The sequence below is a fragment of the Micromonospora sp. NPDC047557 genome (assembly GCF_043205095.1).
Classification (GTDB): Bacteria; Actinomycetota; Actinomycetes; order Mycobacteriales; family Micromonosporaceae; genus Micromonospora.
In genome coordinates this window covers 1,300,322-1,324,500 of the sequence record NZ_JBIDDK010000001.1, presented here as the reverse complement: position 1 = coordinate 1,324,500, position 24,179 = coordinate 1,300,322, and the positions used below count along the sequence as shown (strand labels likewise).

The following is a 24,179-nucleotide window of genomic DNA, read 5'->3' as shown; positions in this document are numbered from 1 at the left end:
GCCCGTGACGCTCGATCCCACGACCGCCGAGCGCCGGGTCCTGATCACCGGTGCCACCGCTGGCATCGGCGCGGCCTTCGCCCGCCGCCTGGCGGCCGACGGCTGGCATCTGGTGCTGGTCGCCCGGGACGCTGACCGACTGGGCGAGATGGCCGCCGAGCTGGGCTCCCGGCACGGCCGTGCCGTGGAGACGTTGTCGGCGGACCTGTCCACCGACGACGGCTGCGCGACCGTCGAGCAGCGGCTGACGTCCGACAGCCCCGTCCACCTGCTCGTCAACAACGCCGGCATCAGCCTGAACAAGCCGTTCCTGCGCTCCACAGCGGAGGACGAGGCACGGCTGCTCCGGCTCAACGTGCACGCCGTCATGCGACTGACCCTGGCGGCGCTTCGACCGATGTCCGAACGGCGCGATGGGGCAGTGATAAATGTCTCTTCGGTTGCGGGGTTTGGCGCGGTGATGCCCGGATCGACCTACTCGGCCAGCAAGGCGTGGGTCACCAATTTCAGCGAGTCCGTCGGCCAGTCGGCACGCCCATTCGGTGTCCGGGTGATGGCTCTCTGCCCCGGCTACACCCGCACCGAATTCCACGAACGGGCCGGCATCAACATGTCGAAGACCCCGGAGTGGCTGTGGCTGCGAGCCGAGGATGTCGTCGACGAAGCCCTACGTGACCTGCGAAAAGGCAAGTTGGTAAGCATCCCGGCCTGGAAGTACAAGGTGGCGGTCGCCGGTCTGCGACACGCGCCGATCCGACTGCTCCAGGCGGTCGCCCGCGACACCCGCAGTCGCATCGGTCGCGACGAGCGCTGAGGCGTCGGAGCCCGCTCGCGCCGTAGACGCCGTCGTCGGGCGTTGGCGCACCGCCTCCAGGTCGGTCGCTGAGCGTAGTCGAACATCGCCAACCGTCGGTTCCTCGCGGGGCTGATCAGGGAGGGCCGTGCACACGTCGTTCAGACTTGCGCAGTAACCTCTATCGCCATGGGGGACCACGACGACCTGCGTAAATTCATTACCGACCTGGCTGTGGTCCACGGACGGGTCGTGCTCTCCTCGGGGCGCGAGGCAGACTGGTACGTCGATCTCCGGCGTGTCACGCTCCATCACCAGGCCGCTCCGTTGGTCGGTCGGGCGCTGCTCGATCTCACCGCCGACTGGGAGTACGAGGCCGTCGGTGGGCTCACCCTGGGCGCGGACCCTGTCGCGCTCTCGATGCTGCACGCCGCCGCTCCGACCGGCCGCGCCCTCGACGCCTTTGTGGTGCGGAAGGCGGGCAAGGCGCACGGTCTGCAGCGACGGATCGAGGGACCGGAGGTGGCCGGCCGCCGCGTGTTGGCGGTGGAGGACACGTCCACAACGGGCGGAAGTGTGTTGACCGCTGTCGAGGCGCTTCGTGAGGCCGGAGCCGAAGTCGTGGGCGTGGCGGTTATTGTTGATCGAGGCGCCGGCGACGCGGTGCGAGCCGCCGGATTGCCGTACAGGGCGGCCTATACGTTGGCTGACCTCGGCCTTGTGGCGTAAAAGTTTGCCGATTCGGATCTGCTGATATGCAGGCGGATCGATGCTGCTGGTGGAAGGATGGAATACGTGGGAACTGCGTTGGCCGAAATGACAATGCCTCAGATCTCGCCGCTTGCCGGTGAGCCGATCGAACGTGCCGATGCCGAGCGTCTCGCGGGGGTCCTCAAGGCCCTTGCGGATCCCGCTCGGTTGCGGCTGCTCAGCCTGATCCAGTCGGCCCCCGAGGGCGAGGCGTGCGTCTGTGACTTGACCGCGCCGCTCGGCCTCTCTCAGCCGACGGTCAGTCACCACCTGCGTATCCTCACCGAGGCCGGCTTGCTGGAGCGGGAGAAGCGCGGTGTCTGGGCGTACTACCGGCTGGTCCCGAGTGCGATCGCGACGATCGCCGACCTGCTGACCCCGCCGCGTAAGCGGGCCACCAAGAAGGCCCGCTGACATAGGCGCTGCGCACCGTCCCACGCCGGGGCGGTGTCCGGTGGCGAACCAGGGGTGGCGCCACCGGTAGGTGATACCTGCTCGTCCTCGGCCGCACCGCCGGAGGGCGGGCCTGACATGCCGACGGCCGACCCCCTCACCAGGGGGCCGGCCGTCGTCGTATCTCGGATCAGCGCTCCTGGCCGTGGCCCGGGTGCCGACGGTCGTGCGGGTGCTCGTCGTGGTCGAACTTCTCGCGTACCGCGTCGACCGCGCCCGCGGCGCTGGCTGCCGCGACCACCGCGACCGCCTCGCCGCGCTTGCGCGCCCGCCGGTCACGCAGGAACTCGAAGAAGATCGGCAGCACCGAGATCAGGATGATCAGGGCGACCACCGGCAGGATGTAGTGGTCGATCTTGTCGCCGATGGCCTTGTAGATCCGGTCGGCCAGCAGATAACCGATCAGCAGGATGCCGTCCACCCAGAGCACCGCGCCGACGATGTTCCACATCAGGAACTGGCGAGCCGGCATGCCGAGCGCCCCGGCGACCGGGTTGAGGAACGTCCGCACGATCGGGATGAAGCGCGCCAGCACCACGGCCTTCGCCGGGCCGAACTTCTGGAAGTAGTACTCGGCCTTCTCGACGTACTCCTTCTTGAAGAGCCGCGAGTTGGGCCGCTCGAACATCCGCCGGCCGTACCGCGCGCCGAGCCAGTGCCCCAGCTGGGCGCCGAGGATCGCGCAGATCGGCCCGCCGATCAGCAGACCCGCCAGCGAGAGCCGGGTGCCGTCACCGAAGATGGCGTCCGCCACCGGCGAGGCTGCCACGCCGGCGAGGAACAGCAGCGAGTCGCCGGGGAAGAAGAAGCCCACCAGCAGGCCGGTCTCGGCGAAGAGGATCACCCAGACGCCGACCAGCCCGAAGGTCTGCAACAGGTCCTTGGGATCGAGCGGGTTCAGGGCGACGCTCTCCGTGAGAGCGCGGGTCTTCTCAGCTGTGTCCACGGCCACAAAGGGTACCGAAGCCCGGTGCCCGCGCCGCGCCGGACCGGCCCCCACCACCCGCTGGCCGTAAACGACGGCGCCCCGCCGACCTGTGTGGTCGGCGGGGCACCGGTGGTGCGGGGTGGATCAGGCGACGAAGCGGGTCCGGCGGCGCTTGGCCACCAGGTAGCCGCCGACGCCCGCGGCGAGCAGGAGAGCGCCGATGCCGGCGATCAGGCCGGTCGACTGGCCGGTGATCGGCAGCGCGCCACCGTCACCCTCGCCGCCACCCTGGCCGCCGTTGGCGCCCTTGATGGTGAACGCCGCGGTGTCGTTCTTCGGGTTGAGGTCGGCGATGGTGGACCCCTCGCCATCCAGGTTGAAGTGCAGCAGGTGCACGGAGCCCGCCTTGCCGGCCAGCTTGTCGATGCGCAGTCCGAACTCGAACACGGCGACGTCACCCTTGTGCAGGGTCTCGTACCACTCGCAGAGGTAGACGCGAGCGCCCGGCTCGCCGTACCCGCCGATCTCCTCGCCGTCCACGAAAGGCGAGCATTCATCCGGTGCGGTCACGACAGTGGCACCGGCAGGGATGGTGATTTCAGCGGCCGTGGTGAGTTCACCAGGCGAGTACGAGTTGACCATCGCCGGACCGTTGTTGACGAAGCCCACCTTGGCGGTGACCGTCTTGCCGACGCCACCGGCCACCTGGGTGCCGTTGGCCGCCACGTCGGCCCGCTGGGTGCCCGTCACGGTCGCCACGATCCCGGTGTAGTTGTTGCTGGAATCCTCGTCGGTCTGCTTGAGCTGCCGGGCCAGCGCGGTCGGCGCCGGGACCAGGGTCAGCTCGGCACCGGTGCCCTTCTCCCAGTCACCGCTCTCGAACGGGGAGTCCGCGAGGAACTCGGCCCAGTCACCATCGGCGAACCACAATCCCGAGCCGTACTGCGTGCTGGGAGCCCAGGTGTCCGTTGCGATCTTCAGCGCGGACGAGGCGTCCAGTTGCAGGACAGCACCCGGCTCGATGTCCTGCTTGAACTCGCAGTGGGCGAAGTTCGCCCCGAACTCACTCGAGTAGGAGCAGTTCGAATAGCGCTGAGCAGGGGAGATGCTGGACATGGTGCTCAGGAGCAGCACGGTGTTGCGGGCAGCCTTGTCGCCAACGTTCGCGACCCGCAGCGGCGCCTTCACCGTGGCGCCTGGTGCTCCGGAAACCTCGAGCGACTCGTCCGCCTTGAGATCGACGCCCTCGCCGATCTCGACGGTGGACATGACGGTGACGCTCGGCCTGCCCTTCGCGGCCAGGGTCAGGTTGAGGTCACCCTTCTGCCCGACCTTGGCGGAGTCCTTGGCCTTGACGGTCAGATCGAGGACGTAGTCGATCGTCTCGGCACCCTTGAACTTGCAGGAGATGACCGGGCCCGACTCCGTGCAGTCCGCCCCGTCGGCGACGGTGACCGAGGCGAAGTCGGTCACCGCGCCACGGCCGACCGTGACGGTGAATTCCTCGGGCAGCGCCTCCGCGAAGGCCAGCAGCGTGACGGACTTGGCCTCGCCGCCGGCGGCGAGGAGGGCGTTGTTGGCGTACAGGAAGACCTCGTTCGAGGGCTCCTCGGCGAGGGCCGGACTGGCGGAGGCGGCGACGAACGCGCCTGCGACGCCCAGGCCGGCGAGCCAGCGCCGGGTGGAGTGGGTGAGCATGTGGGGATTCCTCCAAGTGGGGGATTCAGGTGCAGCCTGCGGATCTTAAGGAATCGCTAAGGTTCAACGCCGCCCCTGATCACCGCCTGGTCGGCAAGACGAACCGAAAGGTTGATCACGGTCACCGCAACGTTCAGGCCGCCCACTCCCGTCATCTGAGGCAGGACCCCGGGAGGTGCAGTGACGTACGAGGAGTTCGCGGACACGCGACTTGCCCCGCTGCTGCGGTACGCGGTGATGCTCACCGGCGATCCGCACCAGGCGCAGGATCTGGTGCAGGAGACGATGGTCCGGGTCCAGCTGAACTGGCGGCGGGTCGTCCGCGCGGACTCACCCGAGCGGTACGTGCGCCGGATGCTCACCAACCAGTACGTCGACTGGAAGCGCGGCTCGTGGATGCGTCGGGTGCTGCTGCGCGGGGAGCCCGACGAGTCCCTGCCGGCGTCGGCCGACCACGCCCAGTCCGCCGTGGACCGGGACCAGATCTGGACCTGGCTGTCCCGGCTGCCACGCCGGCAGCGCGCCACCCTCGTGCTGCGCTACTACGAGGACCTGCCCGACGCCGAGATCGCCGACATTCTCGGCTGTGCCGTCGGGACCGTACGTTCGTCCATCTCCCGGGCCCTGGCCACGCTCCGGGCCGAGTATGTGGAGGTTCGCTCATGATCGAGGATGACCTGCGGGCCGCCTTCGCCCGGCACGAGCCGCTGACCCCGCCGACCGGCCCGCTGCGGGCCGCCATCGACCGGCTGGCGATCGGACGACGCCGACGCCGACGCCGCTGGCAGGCTGGTGGCACCGCGCTGGCCCTGCTCGGGGTGCTGGGGCTCGGGGTGCCCCTGCTGACCCCGGAGCGCGCGGGGCCGCCGCCCACCGCCGAGCTGCTCGGTGAGTCGGGTCGGCCGACACCGACCGGCGCGCTGAACATTCTGCTGCTCGGCATCGACGGCGACGGGCGGACGGCGGCACGCGCGGACGCGGTGCTGTTGGTGCACATCCCGGCCGACCGCAGTCGCCCCTACCTGGTGTCGCTGCCGCGTGACCTGGGGGTGCCGATTCCGGGCCAGGGGACCGACAAGCTGAACGCCGCGTTCCCGTTCGGCGCCGGGTTCACCCGCCCCGAGCTGACCAAGGGGTACGAGCTGACTCGGCGTACGGTGGCCGAGCTGACCGGGGTCCGGGTGGACGCTGGCGTGGTGCTGACGTACCGGGCGGTGCGCTCGCTGACCGACGCCCTTGGCGGGGTTCCGGCCTGCCTGCCCGAGCGGGTGCGCTCCGTCCACACGAAGCGGGTCTTCCCGGCCGGCTGCCAACGTCTCGACGGCGCCGCGTCGGTCGACCTGCTCCGCCAGCGCTACGGTCTGCCCGAGGGGAGCCAGGACCGGGACCGCAACGGCCGGCTCTTCGCCGCCGGGCTGGTCCGCCAGACTGCCGACCAGGGCGTGCTCACCGATCCGGTACGCCTCGCGAAGCTGCTGACCACCGTCGGCCCGGACCTCGTCGTGTCACCCGACCGGGCCGCCGTGCTGGACCTGCTGCGGCTCGCCTCCACACTGCGATCGGCCGAGCCGGTCGGGATCGGCCTGCCGGTCGTCTGGCCGACCGGGAAGGACCGCTACCTGCGTACCGACCCGAGGCTCGCGCCGGAGTTCCTGACCGCGCTGCGGGAGGACCGGCTCGGCGACTGGACGGCCCGCCACCCGAAGCTGGTCGACCGCTCGCGGTGACTCCGTGGAAAGTGACGGCACCCCGCCGCCCAGGAAAAGGACGGCGGGGTGCCGGTCAGGTGGAGCGGGTCAGGCGACGAAGTGGGTGTTGCGGCGTCGGGCGAGCAGGTAGCCGCCCAGGCCGGCGGCGAGCAGCAGGCCGCCGATGCCGGCGATCAGGCTGGTGGGGGAGCCGGTGATGGGCAGCGAACCACCGCCACCGCTGCCTCCACCCTCGTCACCGTCGCCGCTGCCGCCGCCCTGGCCCGCGTTGACCAGGATCACGGCCCGGTCGTTGGCCGGCTTGATGTCGTCGGTGAAGCTCCCGCCGGCGGGGCATTCGCAGGGTGCGTTGACCCGCACCGCGCCCTTGGCGTTGCGGATGACCGTGTCGATGCGCAGCCGGAACTCCACGGTGTACGTCTGACCGGCGACCAGGAGCATCTCCGAGGCGCAGCCATATGTCCGGGTGCCCTGGTGCAACCGGCAATTGGCGGGAACCTCGACGGCGGTCGTGCCAGGCGGCAGCTCGACGTTCGTGTGGGTGGCGGCCTCGTAGTCGGCGTTCGTTCCGTCGAGCGTCGCCGGGCCGTTGTTCCGGAAACCGACTGTCGCCGTGACGACAGCGCCGGCCCTGCCCTTGAGCGTGGCGCCGATCGCCGCGAGGTCGGTGCCGTTCCTGCCCGTGACCTTGATGATCCAGCCGGTGTAGTCGTAGCCCGGGCCGACGTCGGTCTGGTCGGCCTGCCGCATCCCGCTGGGTGCCGCGGTCAGGGTCAGCTTCGGGCCGCTGCCACGCGCGCCCTCTCGGGCGCCAACGGCTTCGCGTACCCGGGTCAGGTCCTCGAAGTCGGCAATGGTCATGAACTGGGCATAGCCGGACAGGTTGCTCGGGGCGTAGGCGTCCTTGGCGAGTTCGAGGTTCAACGTGGTGGTGAGCCCCTCTCCCACCGGGATTTCCTGGTCGAACCGGCAGGAGACCAGGTGGTCCTCGGAGTAGAGGCAGTTGCTGAACCGATCCTTGGTCCGGATCGCGTAGGGCAGGTCGAAGACCGCGACGAATCCCGTGACGGTCTTGTCGCCGACGTTGGCCACGGCAAGCGGCACCGCCACCTTTCCGCCCGGCTTCGAGGAGAAGGTGGTGAACGGCCCGCCGGCCAGGTCGACCCCCTCGCCGACGCGGACCCGCGAGGTGTAGCTGCCCTGCCGCCCGCCGGCCGCCTCGAAGCTGACCACGACGTCGCCAGAGTCACCCAGCTGCGCGTCCTGGGTGGCGGTCATGTCCACCCGCTTGGTCACGCCGCGGTAGATCCCGCTACCGAGCGGCGGCAACTCGTTGAGGGTGACGTCGAAGGGCTCCGCGCAGACGAGAACGCCAGGCTCCGGAGTGGCGCACTCCTGCTGGTCGGCGGGGGCGATGGTGATCTTGCCGGCCAGGGAGCGGTAGTCGTACCGCACGGAGACGTCACTGAGGGTCGTCGCCTCGTCGGCGTACAGGAGCAGGCGATTGGTCTTCGTCGAGCCGACGGCCAGGGTGGAGTCCTGGAAGTACGGCTCGATCGTTGCCGCGGCGACGGCGGGGGTTGCCGAGGCGGCGACCAACGCGCCTGCGGCGCCCAGCCCCGCCAGCCAGCGGATCGAATGCTTGAGCATGGGGTCCTCCCGTGGAGATAGAGGTGGCGCTCGTCCAACCTAGGAAGACCCCGGCACTTTCGGTGACCCAGTTCTATCGATATTTGTCTAACGACCCGAACGGCTGAGCACCTCTGCCGCAACGGACAGCCGGTCGCGCAGCAGGTCAGCGGTAGTCGTCCTCGTCCCCGGTGACCACCCGGGCCTGCTCCATGGCGTCCCAGTCGTCGACCTCCATGCCGCGCTGCGGCTCGACATCGACGTGGGTCGGGTCGACAACAGTGGCCTGCTCGACCGCGTCGGCCGGCTCCGCCTCGGGGTCGCGTTCGTCCGCGGCGAGGTGGTCGCCGGGGGTGAAGTCCTCATCGGGCTGACCCATTGTCCCTCCCGGGTTCTCGGGGCACGGTTCTCCCCACCGTACGGGCTGTGTCGGCGCCGCGCGCGCAAGCCGAGTCGGCGGAATCAACCCATGACGGCGCGGGCCGATGCCAGGATGGTGCCGTGGGCTTCCTCATCCGACTGGCGATCACCGCTGTCGCGTTGTGGGTGACCACGCTGATCGTGCCCGGCGTCGACGTGCACGGCCGTTCGGGTGGCAACACAGTGCTCACGCTGATCGTGGTGGCGCTCATCTTCGGCGTGATCAACGCGGTGCTCAAGCCGATCATCCGGGTGGTCGGCTGCGTGTTCTACCTGCTGACCCTGGGCCTGTTCGCGCTGGTCGTCAACGCGCTGCTCTTCCTGCTCACCGACCGGGTCGCCCGCGGGCTCGACCTGCCGTTCCAGGTGGACGGCTTCTGGGCGGCGTTCTGGGGAGCGATCGTGATGACAGTTGTCACCTGGCTGATCAGCGTCATCGTGCCGGACCGTCTGGACACCCGGTGAGCGGCTGACACCCCCCTCGGTTGGTCCTGCGCTCCACACCTGCGGGATACTGCCGGGCGGAGGACAGCGCGGTCCGGCGCACACGTGAACAACAGCGGCCAGCACGGCCGAGAGTGGTAAGTAAGGAGCGCATCACATGCCCATCGCTTCCCCCGAGGCCTACGCGGAGATGCTGGACCGCGCCAAGGCTGGCCGGTACGCGTACCCCGCGATCAACGTGACCTCCTCCCAGACGCTGAACGCGGCGCTCAAGGGCTTCGCCGACGCGGAGAGCGACGGCATCGTCCAGGTCTCCACCGGTGGTGCCGAATACCTGTCCGGTCCCTCGATCAAGGACATGGTCACCGGCGCGGTGGCGTTCGCCGCGTACGCGCACGAGGTGGCCAAGAAGTACCCGGTCAACATCGCGCTGCACACCGACCACTGCCCGAAGGACAAGCTGGACAAGTTTGTCCGGCCGCTGATGGCCATCTCGCAGGAGCGGGTGAAGCGCGGCGAGCAGCCGCTGTACCAGTCGCACATGTGGGACGGGTCGGCCGTGCCGGTCGCCGAGAACCTGCAGATCGCCTCCCAGCTCCTCGACGAGGCCGCCAAGGGCAAGATCGTCCTTGAGATCGAGGTCGGTGTCGTCGGTGGCGAGGAGGACGGCGTCGAGAACGCCATCAACGACAAGCTCTACACCACCGTCGAGGACGGCCTGGCCATGGTCGAGGCGCTCGGCCTCGGCGAGAAGGGCCGCTACATGGCGGCGCTGACCTTCGGCAACGTGCACGGCGTCTACAAGCCGGGCAACGTCAAGCTCCGCCCCGAGATCCTGAACCAGATCCAGGAGGCGGTCGGCGCCAAGTACGGCAAGGAGAAGCCGCTCAGCCTGGTCTTCCACGGCGGCTCGGGCTCCCTGCTGAGCGAGATCCGCGAGGCTCTCGACTACGGCGTGGTGAAGATGAACATCGACACCGACACGCAGTACGCCTTCACCCGGCCCGTCGCGGACCACATGCTCCGCAACTACGACGGCGTGCTGAAGGTCGACGGCGAGGTCGGCAACAAGAAGCAGTACGACCCGCGTACCTGGGGCAAGGCCGCCGAGGCCGGCCTGGCCGCCCGGGTCGTCGAGGCGTGCGAGCACCTGCGCTCCACCGGCACCACGATGGCCAAGTAACGACGTTCCACCGACGGCCGGCTCTCCCTCGGGGAGCCGGCCGTCGTCGTCAGGTCGTCAACAGGCGGACGGCCTCGCGGACGTCGTCGGTGAGGTGGATCGTCGACGACAGGTCACCGAACGGGGAGGCGGCCAGCAGCGGGCGCAACAGCGCCTCGACCGGCAGCTCACGCGTCCAGTAGTCGCGGTCCAGGAAGATGTACGCGCCGCTGGCGCCGTCGGTGCCGTAGTAGGTCTTGGTGGCCGCCTGGAACACCTCCTGCACCGTGCCCGCCCGTCCCGGCGCGAAGACGATGCCGCCCCGGGCGAGCCGCAGGATGGTGTCCTCCCGGATGGCGTTCGAGAAGTACTTGGCGATCCGCCCCGCGAACAGGTTCGCCGGCTCGTGCCCGTACAACCAGGTCGGGATGGCCAGCCCTCCGGCCCGCGCCCACCCGGCGTCCCCGGCGCGCTGGCGGGGCACGCCCGCGTACCGCTGCCGGACCGTCAACGCCACGGCCGTGTACCGGTGGTGGTCGGTGAAGTCGGGCGCGGTGGCCAGCAGGTCGATCGCCGCGGTCAGGTCTGCCGCCGGCCGGTCCGCCAGGTACGCGCCGAGGTTCGCCGCCTCCATCACCCCGGGACCACCGCCGGTCACCACCAGCCGGTCGGCCCGCGCCAGCTCCCACCCCAGCACGGCCGCCATCCGGTACGCCGCACTGCCGCGCCGCACCGCGTGACCACCCATGATGCCCACCACCGACTGCGGCCCGTACCCGCCCAGCCAGGCGCGGGTGGCGTCGGCGAGCGCGTTGTCCACGCCATGGTCGTGCAGCCGCTGACCGAGCGCCTCCTTCACGTCCGGCAGCGCGCCCCCGTGCGCCCGGTAGTGCTCGTACACCCGGGTGTCGTACATCCCGGCGAACCCGCCCTCGGCGAACCCGGCGGCCAGGTCGTCCGGGGTGTAGAGGTGCGCCGGCTGGGTCGGGTACGGCAGCCCGGAGAACGGCGGCACCACGTTCGCGCCGCGCCGGACCAGGTCGGCGCCGACCTCCCGGGAGGCGAACCGGCAGCCGACGAAGAGGGTGCCGGTGACCTCGACGCCGGTCAGGTCGGGCACCGGGGCGAGGTCGAGGCGCAGTCCCTGCACGGTCAGCCCGGTCAGGCGGCCGGTGACCAGCTGCCGGTCGAACTCGTCCCGGGTCTGGATCTCGTCCGCGTGCAGGTGCGGCTCGATGACGTCGGTGGGAGGTGGGGTTGGCACGCGGCCATCCTGCCCCTTCGGTGGGGCCTGCCAAACCCCGGGCGGGGTGGAAGCGACAGGAGCCCGGTGGTCGTGGCCACCGGGCTCCTGCGTAACCGGGTCCTGGGGAGGCTCCGGACCATTAGTTGTAATGGAAAACACCTGGCGGCGGCATAGGCCGCAGGCGTGATGAAGTCCTCAGCCGTTCAGCGGAACGTGTCGGCCGACCCGCTCGCGTGTCGCCCTGTCCAGCGGGTTGAATGGGGCGATGCAGAACCTTTTGCCGGAGCCACCGGCCACCCTCCTGCCCGCGAACGACGAGGCCGACGCCGCCCTGGCCGCCGCCCAGGAGGCCGGCACCGACGAGGCGTTCGCCGAGGTGGCGGCCCGCTTCCCGACCTACAGCGCCGCCTGGGCCGAGCTCGCGGCCCGGGCGTTCGCGGCCGGTGCGGTCGTGACGGCGTACGCGTACGCCCGCACCGGCTACCACCGGGGCCTGGACCAGCTCCGCCGCAACGGCTGGAAGGGCCACGGGCCCGTGCCGTGGTCGCACGAGCCCAACCGGGGCTTCCTCCGCTGCCTGTACCTGCTCTCCCGGGCCGCCGACGAGATCGGCGAGGCCGACGAGGCGGCCCGCTGCGCACAGTTCCTGCGCGACTGCGACCCGGCCGCGGCGGACGCGCTGGCCAGCAACTGACACCGCCGTCGAAGGCCGGCCCGGAGTCGGGCCGGCCTTCGACGGGCTACAACCCTTCCGCGACCGCGGCGGCGATCTTCAACCAGGCGTCCCGGGTGGCCGAGGAGAGCGCGCCGTACCGGATCGGCTCGCCGCTGTCGATGAGTCGCTCGTACGGCGCCAGCAGCACCGCCCTGGTCCGGGCCGCGAAGTGCTCCTGGATGGCCGGAAGGTCGATCTCCTTGCGCGACGGCGGCATCGACACCACCGTCACCGCCTGCCGGACCAGCCGCTGCCGGCCGCTCTGCTCCAGGTGGTCGAGCATCCGGGCGGCCGTCTCCGCCGAGTCGTTACGGGCCGACATGGTGACCACGAGCTGGTCGGTGGCATCCATCGACGCCTGCCAGTTCTGCGCCCGCACGTTGTTCCCGGTGTCCACGAAGATCAGCTTGTAGAATCGGCTGACCACCTCGCGGATCTCGGCGAACGCGGCAGCGGTCAGCATCTCGCCACCGGTCGCCGACTCGTCCGAGGCCAGGACGTCGAACATTCCCTCGCCCTGCGAGCGGACGTACTGCGACAGGTCACCGACCCGACCGTGCGCGCCCTGGAACTGCCCGAGGTCGCGCAGCATGTCCCGCACCGTGCGGGAGTGGAAGTCCTGCTGGGCCCGCATGCCGAGCGTGCCCTGGGTCTCGTTGTTGTCCCAGGCCAGCACGTAGCCGCCGCGCTTCTGCCCGAACGTCATGGCCAGCAGCAGGATGGCCACCGTCTTGCCGGCGCCGCCCTTCGGGTTGACCACGGTCACCTGCCGCAGCCCGCCGAAGTTGCGGCGCACCATCTCGATGTCCCGCTTGAGCTCCTGCTCATGCCGCCCCGGCGAGAGCCGGAGCAGACCCATCTTGTTGACCACCGCGCGTACGCCCATGGTGGCCACCGGGTCGGCGGGCCGTACCTGCCGGCGGCGGGCGAAGTCCTCGGCCGTCGGCGCGGCCGTGGTCTCCGGAGTCCAGGTGGCGTCCGGGTAACCGGTGGCCGGCACCCGCGCCACCGGGTCGATCTCCTGGTACTGCTGAGGCGGCGCCGGTGGAACCGCGGCCGCGCCCTGCTGCCAGGGCGGCGGATACCAGCCGGGCGACGGCGGGAACGGGCCTGGCGGCGGGGTCGCCACCGCGCCCTGCTGCGGCGGCTCGACAGGTGCCGGGCCGGCCTGGCCGGGAATCGTCGGCGAGTGCGTCTGACCGGCGTAGGTCTGCCCGGCGTACGTCTGCCCCGCTCCGGTGCCCTGGTCGACGGTGGGCGGTGGCGGTGGGACGGGCGGCGCGGGAATCGGCGGCGGCGCGACGGTGGCCTGGTCCTCGGCCGACGGAGGTGGGCTGGCCGGCCGCTGCGGCGGATACGCCCAGGGCGACTCGGTTGGCGGCCGCGCCGCCCCGACGGCAGGGCCGTCCTCTCCGGTGCCGGTTGCTCCGCCAGCCTGCGGCCCCGGCACCGCCGCTGCCGGGCCTGCGGTGCTCGGGCCTGCGGCGGGCGGGTCTGCCGTGGCTGGGCCTGCGGTGGTCGGGCCTGCCGTGCTGGGATCTGCCGTCACCGGACCTGCGGTGGGCGGGCCTGCCGGGATCGGTCGGTCGGTGGGCAGGGCTGCTGCCGCCGGGCGGTCCAGGGAGAACGGCAGGTCCAGGTCGACGCCGCCCGACGCGACCGGCGGGTCGGTGACCGGACCTGGGACAGGCTCGTCGGCCGGCGTCGCCCCGGTTGCGGTGCCCGTCGCTGAGGCTGGGGTGCCCGTCGCTCCGGCTGGGGTGGCCGTCGTTCCGGCTGGGGTGGCCCACGACAGCGTGCCGGTGGCCGGAGTGCCGGAGGTCGGCGGCGACGTGTCAGCACCCGGCCCGACGAGAGCATTCACCGCCGGCGGAACCGGTGCTGTCGACGGAACGGGTGGCACCGGCGGAGTGGCCGGGGCCGGTGGCGCGGGCGGCGTCGGCGGAGTGGCCGGCGCGTCGGCTGGTGGCCAGCTCGGCTGCGCCGGCGCCCAGCCCGTACCCGCCCCGCTCGGGCCGGTGGCTCCCCAGCCGTTCGGCGGCGGCACCGCCCCGGTCAGGGACGGGTAGTCCGACGGAGACGGCAGCGGCAGGGCTGCGGCCCCCGGCTGCCCGGGAACCGGCGGACGGCCGGTCGGCGGCGCGGTCACCGGCGGCGAGACGGCCGACGGCGGCGCGGACGGTGGTGGGCCGTCCCGCCGCTCGGCGACGGCCGCCCACGGCGGCACCACGTCACCCGCGCCCCGCTCGGCCGGATCCGGCGGCCAGAGTGGTTCGATGTCCCGCTCCGGCACCGGCTGCTGGCCGGGCACCTGCGCCCGGTCGGCGTTCTTGTCCATTACGGTTCCTCCCCAGTCCTCCTGCGAGGATAGGCCCACCGGCCGACCGGGGCCGGTCGGCGCAGTCGGGGTCAGACCACCCAGACCGCCCAGGCGCCCGGTTCGACCCACCAGGAGCGCTTGCGGGTCAGCTCACCCTCGACGCCGTCGTCGAGGTAGGGCACCTTTCCCTCCCGGGGCAGCACCGACACGGCCCGTCCCCGGGCCCGCCGCACCTCCAGGCGTACCCGCTTGCGTCCGAACGCCGAGCGGACGACCACCGGGACGGCCACCGCGACCTCGACCTGGCCGTCGGCCGGGTCCGGTGCGGCCAGCAGCGTCACGTCGTCGAGCGACGCGTACCCGCCGGCGTTGCCGATCGCGCAGGCCAGCAGCGGTTCGTCGCCGTCGGTGAGGATGGTGTCGTCCACCTCCACCCGGGCCCGCCAGTGCAGCGGGCGGCCCGCGTCGTCGGCGGCGCCGAGCAGAGCGCCGTCCAGGGTCACCGAGCCGCCGTCGTTGCGCAGCAGGTCCAGCCGGCGTGGCGTGCCGTCCAACACGGCGGCGGCCACGGCCGCCGGGTCGCGGGGCAGCCCGAGCTGCGCGGCCAGGTCCCGGTGGGTGCCGCCGCGCGCCGGGTCGAGAGGAAGTACGGCGACCGGCGGCAGGTCGGGCAGGGTCCGGTCACCACGCAGGTCAGCCGGACGGCGGCTCGGCGGTGGGGCGTACCGCCGGACGAGCCGGCGCAGGACGGCGCGCAACTGCGCGTCGCTCGCCGTGGCGACGACCAGCCGGGTCTTGCCGTCCGAATCCGGCCAGGTGAGGCCGTCCGGGCGGGCCGGACCGTCGAGCTGGGCCAACACCGCGTCGATCTCCGCGTCCGAGCGGGCGGTGACCGTCTGCACCCGCGCGCCTCGGGCGGTCAGGGCGTCGGCGCAGGCCAGCACCGGCACCCGGGGCCGGTCGGTGGCGCACCGGTCGGCGTCCGCGGGCGTCTCGCCCGGGTCGGTGCCGGCGTCGGTCGCCGTGCCAGCGGCAGCCCCGTCAGCCCCCTTGACGGCGGTCTCGGTTTCGGTCGCGCCGCCGCAGCAGGCCCCGCCGCTGCCGCAGCCCCCGGGAGCGTCGCGCTCCGATGCGAGGGTGAGCAGCACCACGTCGTACACGGAAGGAGCCTCCTGCCTCTCGACGCGACCCCTGCCGGTCGCGCCGTTACTACTTGTTAACCTGACACCCCGGGCTCGCCAACCGGTCGCCACCTGGCACCCGAGCCTTCTGGAGGCGGAAAAGATGCCAGCGATCGTGCTCATCGGCGCTCAGTGGGGCGACGAGGGCAAGGGCAAGGTTACCGACCTGCTGGGTGAGCGGGTCGACTACGTCGTGCGCTACTCCGGCGGCAACAACGCCGGGCACACGGTCATCACCCCGGACGGCCAGAAGTACGCGCTGCACCTGATGCCCTCCGGGGCGCTCTCGCCGAGCGCGATGATCATCATCGGCAACGGCGTGGTGGTCGACCCGAAGGTGCTGCTCGCCGAGATTGACGGTCTCGCCGAGCGTGGCGTGGACGTGTCCCGGCTGCGGATCTCGGGTGACGCGCACCTCATCATGCCGCACCACCGGGCTCTGGACCGGGTGGTCGAGCGGTACCTCGGCTCGTCCCGCATCGGCACCACTGGCCGGGGCATCGGCCCGGCGTACGGCGACAAGGTCGCCCGGATGGGCATTCGGCTCCAGGACCTGCTCGACCCGGGCATCCTGCGCAAGAAGCTGGAACTCGCGCTGCGCGAGAAGAACCAGATGCTGTTCAAGGTCTACAACCGCAAGGCGATCGACCTTGAGGCCACCGTCGAGGAGTACCTGGAGTACGCGGAGCGGCTCAAGCCGTACATCGCCGAGACCCGGGCCATGCTCTGGGACGCGCTGGACCGCGGTGAGACGGTGCTGCTGGAGGGCGCCCAGGCCACCATGCTGGACATGGACCACGGCACGTACCCCTTCGTGACGTCGTCCAACCCGACGGCCGGTGGCGCCTGCGTGGGCGCCGGCATCCCGCCGACCGCGATCAACCAGGTGATCGCGGTGAGCAAGGCGTACACCACCCGGGTCGGTTCGGGGCCGTTCCCGACCGAGCTGTTCGACGCCAACGGCGCGCACCTGCGCAAGATCGGCGCGGAGTACGGCACCACCACCGGGCGGGAGCGCCGGTGCGGGTGGTTCGACGCAGTCGTGGCCCGCTACGCCTGCCGCCTCAACGGGGTCACCGACCTGGTCATCACCAAGCTGGACGTCCTCACCGGGCTGCCCAAGGTGCCGATCTGCGTCGGCTACGAGATCAACGGCAAGCGCGTCGACGACATGCCGATGAGCCAGACGGACTTCCACCACGCCACGCCGGTGTACGAGGAGCTCGACGGGTGGTGGGAGGACATCACCAAGGCCCGCACCGTCGACGAGCTGCCGGAGAACGCCCGCCGCTACATCGCCCGCGTAGAGGAACTCTGCAACACCAGGGTCAGCGTCATCGGCGTAGGCCCAGGCCGAGAAGAAAACGTAGTCCAACACCCCCTCCTCCCCTAACCCACCCACCCACCCGCCCGGGCAGCCCCCCCGGCCCCCCGACCGTCGCCTCTTCGCCCCGTTGATCAAGAGGTTTGCGTCAAAATCTCGCGCGAATCTGACGCAAAGCTCTTGATCAGCGGGGCGGGGCGGGGCGGGGCCGGGCGAGGGCCGGGCGAGGGCCGGGCGAGGGCCGGGCCGGGTGGGTTATCCACAGGGGGCCGGGGGTTGTCCACAGGGGCTTCGGTGGGGTTCGGTTGGTGGGCAGGGTGTTGGTGTGGGACCACACCAGCTTCTCTGCGAGGTCGCAGCCGGGCAGGACGGGATGGTCACCCTGGCGCAGGCGCTGCGCGCCGGTCTGACCAGGGGCCAGATCCGACAGTTGTGTCGGTCGGGCAGGTGGCGACGGCTGCTGCGCGGCTGCTTCGTGCCGGACGCAGAGCTGAGCGATTCGACTCTGCGGCGGGCACGTGTACGGGCGGCGGTCGTGGGGCTGGGCCCGGGCGCATTCGCCGTCCTCGACACTGCGTTGGAGTTGCACGGCATCGCCGGTCTCCGCCGTACCCCTCTGGTCCACGTCTCGGTGCCGGTTGATCGGCCTCGGCCGCAGCGCGCTCTCGCGCCGTGGCTCGTCGTGCACCAGGTGACCGTGGCTCCCGGTGACATCGACGAGGTCGCGGGCGTTCGCGCGACCTCGTCGCTCCGCACGGTCTCGGACGTCATTCTCCGGGTTGACCGTTACCCGGCTGTCTCGGTCCTTGACTCGGCTCTGAGCCAGGGTCGCATCACCCCCGCGCAGCTGGCGGTGATCCCGAGCCTGATCGAGGGCCGACGGGGCGCGGTCGCGGCACGTGGTCATCTCGTCGAGGCGGACGGGCGGGCCCAGTCGCCGCTGGAGACACGTGCCAGGCTGCGGTGCGTGGACGGCCAGGTCCCGCCCGACACGCTGCAATTGGAGGTACGGGACAACGACGGATACCTCCTCGGCATCGGCGATCTGGGGTGGCGTGCCGCGAGGGTGATCGCGGAGGCGGATGGTCGTGACGCCCACGGCACTCCGGAGGCGGCTTTCGCGGACCGCCGCCGACAGAACCGCCTGGTCAACGCCGGCTGGACCATCCTTCGTTTCACCTGGCAGGACACCCTCCACCCCGCGTACATCCCGCACACCGTCCGAGAGGCGATCGCGGCCGCCCACCGAAGGTGATCAAGAGGTTTGGGTCAGAAAGGCGTCGATGCCTGGCGCAAATCTCTTGATCACCGGCGCTGTGGCCGAGGGTGGGTGGGGTGGACAGTAGGATGCTCGGTTGTGCGGGTTCTTTTGGTGGGTGGTGGTGGGCGGGAGCATGCGCTTGCGCTCGGGTTGGCACGCGATCCGGCTGTTTCGGCGCTGATTGCCGCGCCTGGTAATCCGGGGATCGCCTCGGGCGCCGAGGTGCGGGCCGTGAACGCCTCCGATCCGGCCGCTGTCGCCGCGCTCGCCGTGGAGACTGCCGCTGACCTGGTGGTGATCGGGCCGGAGGCGCCGCTCGTCGCCGGTGTCGCCGACGCGGTACGCGCCAAGGGCATCGCCGTGTTCGGCCCGTCGGCCGAGGCCGCCCAGCTGGAGGGCTCCAAGGCGTTCGCCAAGGACGTGATGACCGCCGCCGGTGTGCCGACCGCCCGGGCGTACGTCTGCACCGACGAGGACAGCACCGCGCGAGCGCTGGACGAGTTCGGCGCCCCGTACGTGGTGAAGGACGACGGTCTGGCCGCCGGCAAGGGCGTGGTGGTGACCGACGACCGGTCCGCCGCGTTGGCGCACGCCGCGGAGTGCGGCCGGGTGGTGGTCGAGGAGTTCCTCGACGGTCCGGAGGTCAGCCTGTTCGTGGTCACCGACGGCGAGGCGGCGCAGCCGTTGCTGCCCGCGCAGGACTTCAAGCGGATCGGCGACGGCGACACGGGCCCGAACACGGGCGGCATGGGCGCGTACGCGCCGTTGCCCTGGGCCCCGCCCGGCCTGGTCGACGACGTCATGCGCGACGTGGTCCACCCCACCCTGGCGGAGTTGCGCCGTCGGGGCACGCCGTTCGTGGGCCTGCTCTACGTGGGCCTCGCGATGACGGCCGCCGGTCCTCGGGTGATCGAGTTCAACGCGCGCTTCGGCGACCCGGAGACCCAGGTCGTGCTCGCCCTGCTGGAGACCCCGCTGGGTGGCCTGTTGCACGCGGCGGCCACCGGCACACTGGCCGAGCACCCGCCGCTGCGCTGGCGCGACGGCGCGGCGGTGACCGTGGTGCTCGCCGCGCAGGGCTACCCGGCCGCGCCGCGCACCGGCGACGTGATCACCGGCGCGGATCGGCCGGGCATCATCCACGCGGGCACCGCCCGCCGGGCGAGCGACGGCGCGTTGCTGTCCGCCGGCGGCCGGGTCCTCTGCGGTACGGCCACCGGCCCCGACCTGGCGGCCGCCCGGGACGCGGCGTACGCGCTGGTGGACGGGGTGGAGCTGGCCGGCTCGCAGCACCGCACCGACATCGCCACCGCCGCGGTCGAGGGCCGGATCACGATCCCGACCTGAGGTTCCCGCCTCAGCCGTAGTAGCGGCGTAGTTCCCGGGTCAGCACCTTGCCGGTGGCGTTGCGGGGCAGGTACTTCACGTAGACCACGTCCCGGGGTACGGAGAACCGGGCCAGGTAGTGCCGGACGTACTCACGGACCGCCTCGGGGTCGAGGGTCTCGCCGGGGTGCAGGGCGAGGAAAGCGGCCAGTCGCTGGCCGTACTCGGGGTCGGGTACGCCGATCACGGCGGCCTCGCGTACCTGCGGTAGTTGGGCGAGCAGGTCCTCCACCTCGGACGGGAACACGTTCTCGCCGCCGGAGACGATCATGTCGTCGGCCCGGCCGTCGACGAAGAGCAGCCCGTCGGCGTTGAGCCGGCCGAGGTCGCCGGTGTCGAGCAGGCCGTCGCGGGTCTCCCGGCTGGCACCGGAGGTGTAGCCCTCGAAGAGCATCTCGTTGCCGACGAAGATGCGGCCGACCCGACCTTCCGGTGTCGGCTGACCGTCTTCGTCGAGAATTTCCAGGCGGGTGCCGTGCGGCGGCCGGCCGGCCGCAGTGGGTGCCTGGCGCAGGTCCGCAGGGCCGGCGATGGACGCCCAGGAGACCTCGGTGGACCCGTAGAGGTTGTAGAGGACGTCTCCGTACACGTCCATGAACTTCGGGGCGAGCCCGCCCGGCAGGGCCGATCCGCTGACCGCGACGACCTTGAGCGGGGGGCGCGGGTCCGGCGGGGGCACCTCCATCAGCCGTTGGAGCATCACGGGTACGGCGAAGAGGGCGTCGCAGCGGTGTGCCACCAGGGCGGCGATTGTGGCGGCCGGGTCGAAGCGGCGGTGCAGCACGATGGTGGCCCGCAACGCGAAGCACACCTGCAGGGCGGCGAATCCCCAGGTGTGGAAGATCGGGGCGGCGATCAGCACCCGGTCCTTGGCGTGCAGCGGGATGCGGTCGATGATGGACACGAGCGGCCCGAAACCGCTGGGTGTGGGCCGCCGGGCGCCCTTGGGCGCGCCGGTGGTGCCGGAGGTGAGCACGATGATCCGGCCGTCGCGCTCCGGCGGGTGCAGCTCGCCGGGCAGCGCTCCGGCCACCAGTTCCTCGCGGGCGCGTTCGTCGAGGCGGGGCAGCTCGGCGGGAAGGCCGAGGACCCGTTCGGCGAACTCGTCGTCGTGCACGAGCAGCCGCAGCCGCTGCTCCTCGGCGACGGTGGACAGTTGGGCGGCGGAAAGCCCTGTGTTGACCAGGACGGCGTCGACGCCGAGCAGGGTCGCCGCGACGATGGTCTCGATCAGCCCGTGGTGGTTGCGGCACAGCACGCCGATCCGGTCGCCGGCCTGCACGCCGAGCCCGGACCGCATCGACCGGGCCATGCGTTCGGCCCGGTCGAGGAGCGCCTGGTAGGTCAGCTCGACGCCATCCTCGTCGATGATCGCCGGCCGACCAGGGTCTCGGGCGGCTGCCTGGCGCAATTCGCCGGCGAGACTCCACCCCCAGGTACGCAACGCGTTGAGCTGTGAGGCGATCCGGATCGGGCGGCCCGGGGTGAGCAGGCCGCGCCGGGTCAGCGTGGCGACGACGAACGGCAGGTCCATGCCGCAGACCTCCTTGGGGTGGTACGCGGACGGGCAGTGGGACTCCCATCCGGCGGGGCGTCTTCCTTGATCATGCACCCGACGCGGCATCAGGCCCAGCCGGCGTCGGCATGGGGTGACGAAGACGGCACGGATAGGTAGGACGCCGCCCCTGGCCCGACCGGCAGTCGGGTCAGGGGCGGGCTGACCGGAGACTCAGCGGATCTGCATGCCGGAGATCGCCCGGGAGATCACCAGTCGCTGGATCTCGGACGTACCCTCGAAAATGGTGTAGATCTTGGCGTCGCGGTACCAGCGTTCGACGGGGTGGTCGCGCAGGAAACCGGCGCCGCCGAGCAGCTGCACCGCCTTCTCGGTGACCGACACCGCCACCTCGCCGGCCTTGAGCTTGGACATCGAGCCCTCGCCCGCGGTGAACGGGCGGTTGTTGCGGCCCATCCAGGAGGCCCGCCAGACCAGCAGCCGAGCCGCGTCGATCTCCATCCGCATGTCGGCCAGCGCGAACGCGATCGCCTGGTTCTCGATGATCGGCCGTCCGAACTGGACCCGGTCCTTCGCGTAGTCCAGGGCGTACTCGTAGGCGGCCCGGGCCACGCCGAGCGCCTGCGCGCCGACCGTGGGTCGGGACAGCTCGAAGGTGCGCATCGCGGCCTGCCCGCTGGCCCGTTGCCCGGTGCGGGCGCGGTCCAGGCGTTCCAGCAGGGCGTCCCGTCCGCCCAGCAGGCAGCGGCCGGGCACGCGTACCCCGTCGAGGAAGACGTCGGCGGTGTGTGACGCGCGCAGGCCGAGCTTGCGCAGCTTGCGGGTCGCGGCCAGGCCGGGGGTGCCGGGCGGTACGACGAACGCCGCCTGGCCCCGGGAGCCGAGCGTGGGGTCGACCGAGGCGGTGACCACGTGCACGCCGGCGATGCCGCCGTTTGTGGCGTACGCCTTCTGGCCGTTCAGCACCCACTCGTCGGTGGCCTCGTCGTAGACGGCCCGGGTGCGCATCGCGCCGACGTCGGAGCCGGCCTCGGGTTCGCTGGTGCAGAACGCGGCGACGGCTGGGGAGTCCACGTCGCCGAAGCACTGCGGCACCCACTCGACCATCTGGTCGGGGGTGCCGGCGCCGTAGATGGCGGCGACGGCGAGCGAGGTGCCGAAGATGCTCAGGCCGATGCCGGCGTCACCCCAGAAGAGTTCCTCGCTGGCGATCGGCAGGGAGAGGCCGGTCGGGTCTGCCCAGCAGGTGGCGAGGAACTCGAAGCCGTAGAGGCCGACCTTGGCGGCCTCCTGGATCACCGGCCACGGGGTGTCCTCGCGCTCGTCCCACTCGGCGGCGGCCGGGCGCACGACCTCGGCGGCGAAGCCGTGCACCCAGTCGCGTAGATCCCGCTGTTCCTCGTTCAGGTCAAGCGAGAACTCAGCCATGTCAGGCCTTGGGGATGTCGAACAGGTTGGCGATGTTGGCGGCGAGGCCGAGGTCGCCCTTCGCCTTCAGCTTGCCGGTCATGAACATCATCACCGGGTTGGCGCCGCCGGAGACGATCTTCAGGAACTCCACCGGGCCCATGGTCAGGCTCAGCTTCGGGTCGTGCTGCGGAGTCTCGTTCACCTCGCACTTGCCGTCGGCGATGACCACCTCGTAGGTGTCGCTGCCGCCGTCCGGACGACCGGTGATGATCCAGTGGATGACCGCGTTGGTGGAGCCGGCCCGGTCCGCGCGGAACAGCGACGGCATCCGGCCGAAGACCTCACCGAGTACCTTGTCGCGCAGGTCACCGGACATCACCTGGGCGATCTTGTCGTCCGGAGTGGACTTGACCAGCTGGGCGAACTCCTTGGGGCCGACGTTGGCGAAGGTGGCCGGGTCGAAGTCAGTCATGAGATGCGCCTTCCGGGAAGATTTGGCTACTCGTGCGTAACCTTACGCACGAGTAGGTATGCTCGCAAGGTGTCCAGTGTCCCCGCCTTCAAGCGCCTGCCCCGCGCCGTCCGCGAGCAGCAGATGCTCGACGCGGCCGTGAAGGTCTTCTCCCGACGTGGCTTCCACGCCGCCAGCATGGACGAGATCGCGGAGGACGCCGGCATCTCCAAGCCCATGGTGTACGCGTACCTCGGGACGAAGGAGGAGCTGTTCGTCGCCTGCCTGCACCGTGAGGGCACCCGGATGATGCAGGCCATCGCCGGTGCCGCCGCCCCCGACCTGCCGGCCGACGAGCGGCTCTGGCGTGGGCTGCGGGCGTTCTTCGGCTTCGTCGGCGCGCACCGGGACGGCTGGGCGGTGCTCTACCGGCAGGCCCGGGGCGAGCAGCCGTTCGCCGGCGAGCTGGCCACCATGCGGGCCCGGCTGGTCGAGGTGGTCGCCGGGATGCTCGACCACGCGCTGCGCGCCGAGGGCCGCGAGATCGCCGCCCTCGACCTGGAGGTCGTCGCGTACGCCCTGGTCGGCGCGACCGAGTCACTGGCCGACTGGCTCGCGGACCACCCGGACGCCGACCCGGAGAAGACGGCCACCCGGATGATGAACGTGGCCTGGCTCGGCGCCGCCCAACTGCTGCACGGCGTCACCTGGCGTCCGCCGGCCGACTGACGGCCCCGGCGGAGACAGCGTCGGTGCCCGGCTCGCCGGCCCGCGCCGCACGGTGCCGCCCGCGGAGCCAGCGAACCACCTCGACGACCACCGTCACCGTCAGGGCGAGGCCCAGACCGAGCAGGAGACCCCGCAGCGGGTCCTGCTCGAAGGCCAGCCCGCCGACGTAGCCGACCAGCGCCGAGTAGAGCCCCCACGAGCCGGCGGCCAGCGCGTCGAAGGCCAGGAACCGTCGCCGGGGATAGCGCACCGCGCCCATGGTGAGGGTGACCGCGGTCCGGCCGCCCGGAATGTAGCGGGCCACGGTGAGGATCAGACCGCCCCGGGTGGCGATCCCCCGACGGGCCCGGTCGATGGCCGCCCGCCGTCGACGGTCGGGCGGCAGCCGGTCGAGCAGTCGCCCTCCAGCGCCGCGCCCGATGGCGTACGAGATGTGGTCGCCGACGAGTGCACCGGCGGCGGCCACCAGGATGACCGCCGGCAGGTACGGCGCTCCCGAGGCGGCGAACACGCCGGCCGTGATCACTGCCGTCTCGCTCGGCACCACCGGGAAGAAGCCGTCGAGCACCGCGATCGCGAAGATCGCCAGGTACACCCAGGGCGAGGACATCGTGTCGTGCAGCAGGTCCAGCAGATCCATGATCCCGATGCTGG

The 24,179-nt window shown here is 71.4% G+C and carries 23 protein-coding genes; 12 read left to right on the top strand and 11 right to left on the bottom strand.

Going from position 1 to position 24,179, the window contains the following annotated elements:
- Positions 1–4 precede the first annotated feature (4 nt).
- The 3 genes from ACGGAQ_RS06220 (at position 5) to ACGGAQ_RS06210 (ending at position 1,957) form a co-directional block, all read left to right on the top strand.
- Positions 5–814 carry an SDR family NAD(P)-dependent oxidoreductase gene (locus tag ACGGAQ_RS06220; RefSeq protein ID WP_393045087.1) on the top strand — a complete coding sequence of 270 codons (810 nt, stop codon included), beginning with the start codon at positions 5–7 and terminating at the stop codon, positions 812–814.
- A 168-nt stretch (positions 815–982) separates the two neighbouring features.
- Positions 983–1,522: an orotate phosphoribosyltransferase gene (gene pyrE, locus ACGGAQ_RS06215; protein ID WP_007454251.1), complete on the top strand. Its 540-nt coding sequence runs from the start codon at positions 983–985 to the stop codon at positions 1,520–1,522.
- Positions 1,523–1,579: 57 nt separating this feature from the next.
- A complete protein-coding gene (locus ACGGAQ_RS06210; protein ID WP_007454255.1) occupies positions 1,580–1,957 on the top strand; it encodes a helix-turn-helix transcriptional regulator in 378 nt (125 codons plus the stop codon).
- Positions 1,958–2,126: 169 nt separating this feature from the next.
- On the opposite strand, the gene ACGGAQ_RS06205 is transcribed toward ACGGAQ_RS06210, so the two are convergent.
- Positions 2,127–2,948, bottom strand: coding sequence for a DedA family protein (locus tag ACGGAQ_RS06205; RefSeq protein WP_354860239.1), 822 nt, complete (start codon positions 2,946–2,948; stop codon positions 2,127–2,129).
- Positions 2,949–3,068: 120 nt separating this feature from the next.
- Positions 3,069–4,622 carry an LPXTG cell wall anchor domain-containing protein gene (locus tag ACGGAQ_RS06200; RefSeq protein ID WP_393045083.1) on the bottom strand — a complete coding sequence of 518 codons (1,554 nt, stop codon included), beginning with the start codon at positions 4,620–4,622 and terminating at the stop codon, positions 3,069–3,071.
- Between the two features lie 180 nt (positions 4,623–4,802).
- Between ACGGAQ_RS06200 and ACGGAQ_RS06195 the strand changes: the two genes are divergently transcribed.
- Complete coding sequence (locus ACGGAQ_RS06195) at positions 4,803–5,288, top strand: SigE family RNA polymerase sigma factor (RefSeq protein ID WP_354860244.1); 486 nt, start codon at positions 4,803–4,805, stop codon at positions 5,286–5,288.
- Positions 5,285–6,349: an LCP family protein gene (locus ACGGAQ_RS06190; protein WP_393045081.1), complete on the top strand. Its 1,065-nt coding sequence runs from the start codon at positions 5,285–5,287 to the stop codon at positions 6,347–6,349. The genes ACGGAQ_RS06195 and ACGGAQ_RS06190 overlap by 4 nt, the downstream gene beginning before the upstream one ends.
- 69 nt (positions 6,350–6,418) lie before the next feature.
- On the opposite strand, the gene ACGGAQ_RS06185 is transcribed toward ACGGAQ_RS06190, so the two are convergent.
- Positions 6,419–7,981: an LPXTG cell wall anchor domain-containing protein gene (locus ACGGAQ_RS06185; protein ID WP_393045079.1), complete on the bottom strand. Its 1,563-nt coding sequence runs from the start codon at positions 7,979–7,981 to the stop codon at positions 6,419–6,421.
- Positions 7,982–8,126: 145 nt separating this feature from the next.
- Complete coding sequence (locus tag ACGGAQ_RS06180) at positions 8,127–8,339, bottom strand: hypothetical protein (RefSeq protein WP_393045077.1); 213 nt, start codon at positions 8,337–8,339, stop codon at positions 8,127–8,129.
- Between the two features lie 122 nt (positions 8,340–8,461).
- Here ACGGAQ_RS06180 and ACGGAQ_RS06175 point away from each other — a divergent pair, with 122 nt between their 5' ends.
- Both ACGGAQ_RS06175 and fbaA read left to right on the top strand, forming a co-directional pair.
- A complete protein-coding gene (locus tag ACGGAQ_RS06175; protein ID WP_393045075.1) occupies positions 8,462–8,845 on the top strand; it encodes a phage holin family protein in 384 nt (127 codons plus the stop codon).
- A 136-nt stretch (positions 8,846–8,981) separates the two neighbouring features.
- Positions 8,982–10,007: a class II fructose-bisphosphate aldolase gene (fbaA, locus tag ACGGAQ_RS06170; protein ID WP_393045073.1), complete on the top strand. Its 1,026-nt coding sequence runs from the start codon at positions 8,982–8,984 to the stop codon at positions 10,005–10,007.
- Between the two features lie 49 nt (positions 10,008–10,056).
- Here the strand turns inward: fbaA and ACGGAQ_RS06165 are convergent, their stop codons facing one another.
- Positions 10,057–11,250 (bottom strand): hypothetical protein, encoded by a 1,194-nt coding sequence (locus ACGGAQ_RS06165; protein ID WP_355134055.1) that lies wholly within the window; start codon positions 11,248–11,250, stop codon positions 10,057–10,059.
- A 247-nt stretch (positions 11,251–11,497) separates the two neighbouring features.
- Here ACGGAQ_RS06165 and ACGGAQ_RS06160 point away from each other — a divergent pair, with 247 nt between their 5' ends.
- A complete protein-coding gene (locus ACGGAQ_RS06160) occupies positions 11,498–11,926 on the top strand; it encodes a DUF3151 domain-containing protein (RefSeq protein WP_354860259.1) in 429 nt (142 codons plus the stop codon).
- A 46-nt stretch (positions 11,927–11,972) separates the two neighbouring features.
- On the opposite strand, the gene ACGGAQ_RS06155 is transcribed toward ACGGAQ_RS06160, so the two are convergent.
- Positions 11,973–14,285, bottom strand: coding sequence for a chromosome partitioning protein (locus ACGGAQ_RS06155; protein WP_393045071.1), 2,313 nt, complete (start codon positions 14,283–14,285; stop codon positions 11,973–11,975).
- Between the two features lie 71 nt (positions 14,286–14,356).
- Entirely contained in the window at positions 14,357–15,427 is a 1,071-nt protein-coding gene (locus ACGGAQ_RS06150) for a hypothetical protein (protein WP_393045069.1), read from the bottom strand.
- Positions 15,428–15,551: 124 nt separating this feature from the next.
- Between ACGGAQ_RS06150 and ACGGAQ_RS06145 the strand changes: the two genes are divergently transcribed.
- The 3 genes from ACGGAQ_RS06145 (at position 15,552) to purD (ending at position 19,380) form a co-directional block, all read left to right on the top strand.
- On the top strand, positions 15,552–16,841 hold the full coding sequence (locus ACGGAQ_RS06145; RefSeq protein ID WP_354853416.1) for an adenylosuccinate synthase: 1,290 nt from the start codon (positions 15,552–15,554) through the stop codon (positions 16,839–16,841).
- 256 nt (positions 16,842–17,097) lie between these two features.
- On the top strand, positions 17,098–18,027 hold the full coding sequence (locus ACGGAQ_RS06140) for a type IV toxin-antitoxin system AbiEi family antitoxin domain-containing protein (RefSeq protein WP_393045067.1): 930 nt from the start codon (positions 17,098–17,100) through the stop codon (positions 18,025–18,027).
- A gap of 102 nt (positions 18,028–18,129) precedes the next feature.
- A complete protein-coding gene (gene purD / locus ACGGAQ_RS06135; protein WP_393045065.1) occupies positions 18,130–19,380 on the top strand; it encodes a phosphoribosylamine--glycine ligase in 1,251 nt (416 codons plus the stop codon).
- Between the two features lie 10 nt (positions 19,381–19,390).
- On the opposite strand, the gene ACGGAQ_RS06130 is transcribed toward purD, so the two are convergent.
- From ACGGAQ_RS06130 to ACGGAQ_RS06120, 3 genes are all read right to left on the bottom strand, one after another.
- Positions 19,391–20,953, bottom strand: a complete 1,563-nt coding sequence (locus tag ACGGAQ_RS06130; RefSeq protein ID WP_393045063.1) for an AMP-binding protein — start codon at positions 20,951–20,953, stop codon at positions 19,391–19,393.
- 195 nt (positions 20,954–21,148) lie between these two features.
- A complete protein-coding gene (locus ACGGAQ_RS06125) occupies positions 21,149–22,363 on the bottom strand; it encodes an acyl-CoA dehydrogenase family protein (protein WP_393045061.1) in 1,215 nt (404 codons plus the stop codon).
- A gap of 1 nt (position 22,364) precedes the next feature.
- Positions 22,365–22,817 carry an SCP2 sterol-binding domain-containing protein gene (locus ACGGAQ_RS06120; protein WP_393045059.1) on the bottom strand — a complete coding sequence of 151 codons (453 nt, stop codon included), beginning with the start codon at positions 22,815–22,817 and terminating at the stop codon, positions 22,365–22,367.
- 69 nt (positions 22,818–22,886) lie between these two features.
- On the opposite strand from ACGGAQ_RS06120, the gene ACGGAQ_RS06115 reads away from it, so the two are divergent.
- The gene (locus ACGGAQ_RS06115; RefSeq protein ID WP_393045057.1) at positions 22,887–23,525 is read left to right on the top strand and encodes a TetR/AcrR family transcriptional regulator; all 639 of its coding nucleotides are present in this window, start codon (positions 22,887–22,889) and stop codon (positions 23,523–23,525) included.
- Here the strand turns inward: ACGGAQ_RS06115 and ACGGAQ_RS06110 are convergent.
- Positions 23,500–24,165 (bottom strand): DedA family protein, encoded by a 666-nt coding sequence (locus tag ACGGAQ_RS06110; protein ID WP_393045055.1) that lies wholly within the window; start codon positions 24,163–24,165, stop codon positions 23,500–23,502. The two genes, ACGGAQ_RS06115 and ACGGAQ_RS06110, sit on opposite strands and share 26 nt — an antisense overlap.
- Between the last annotated feature and the right edge of the window lie 14 nt (positions 24,166–24,179).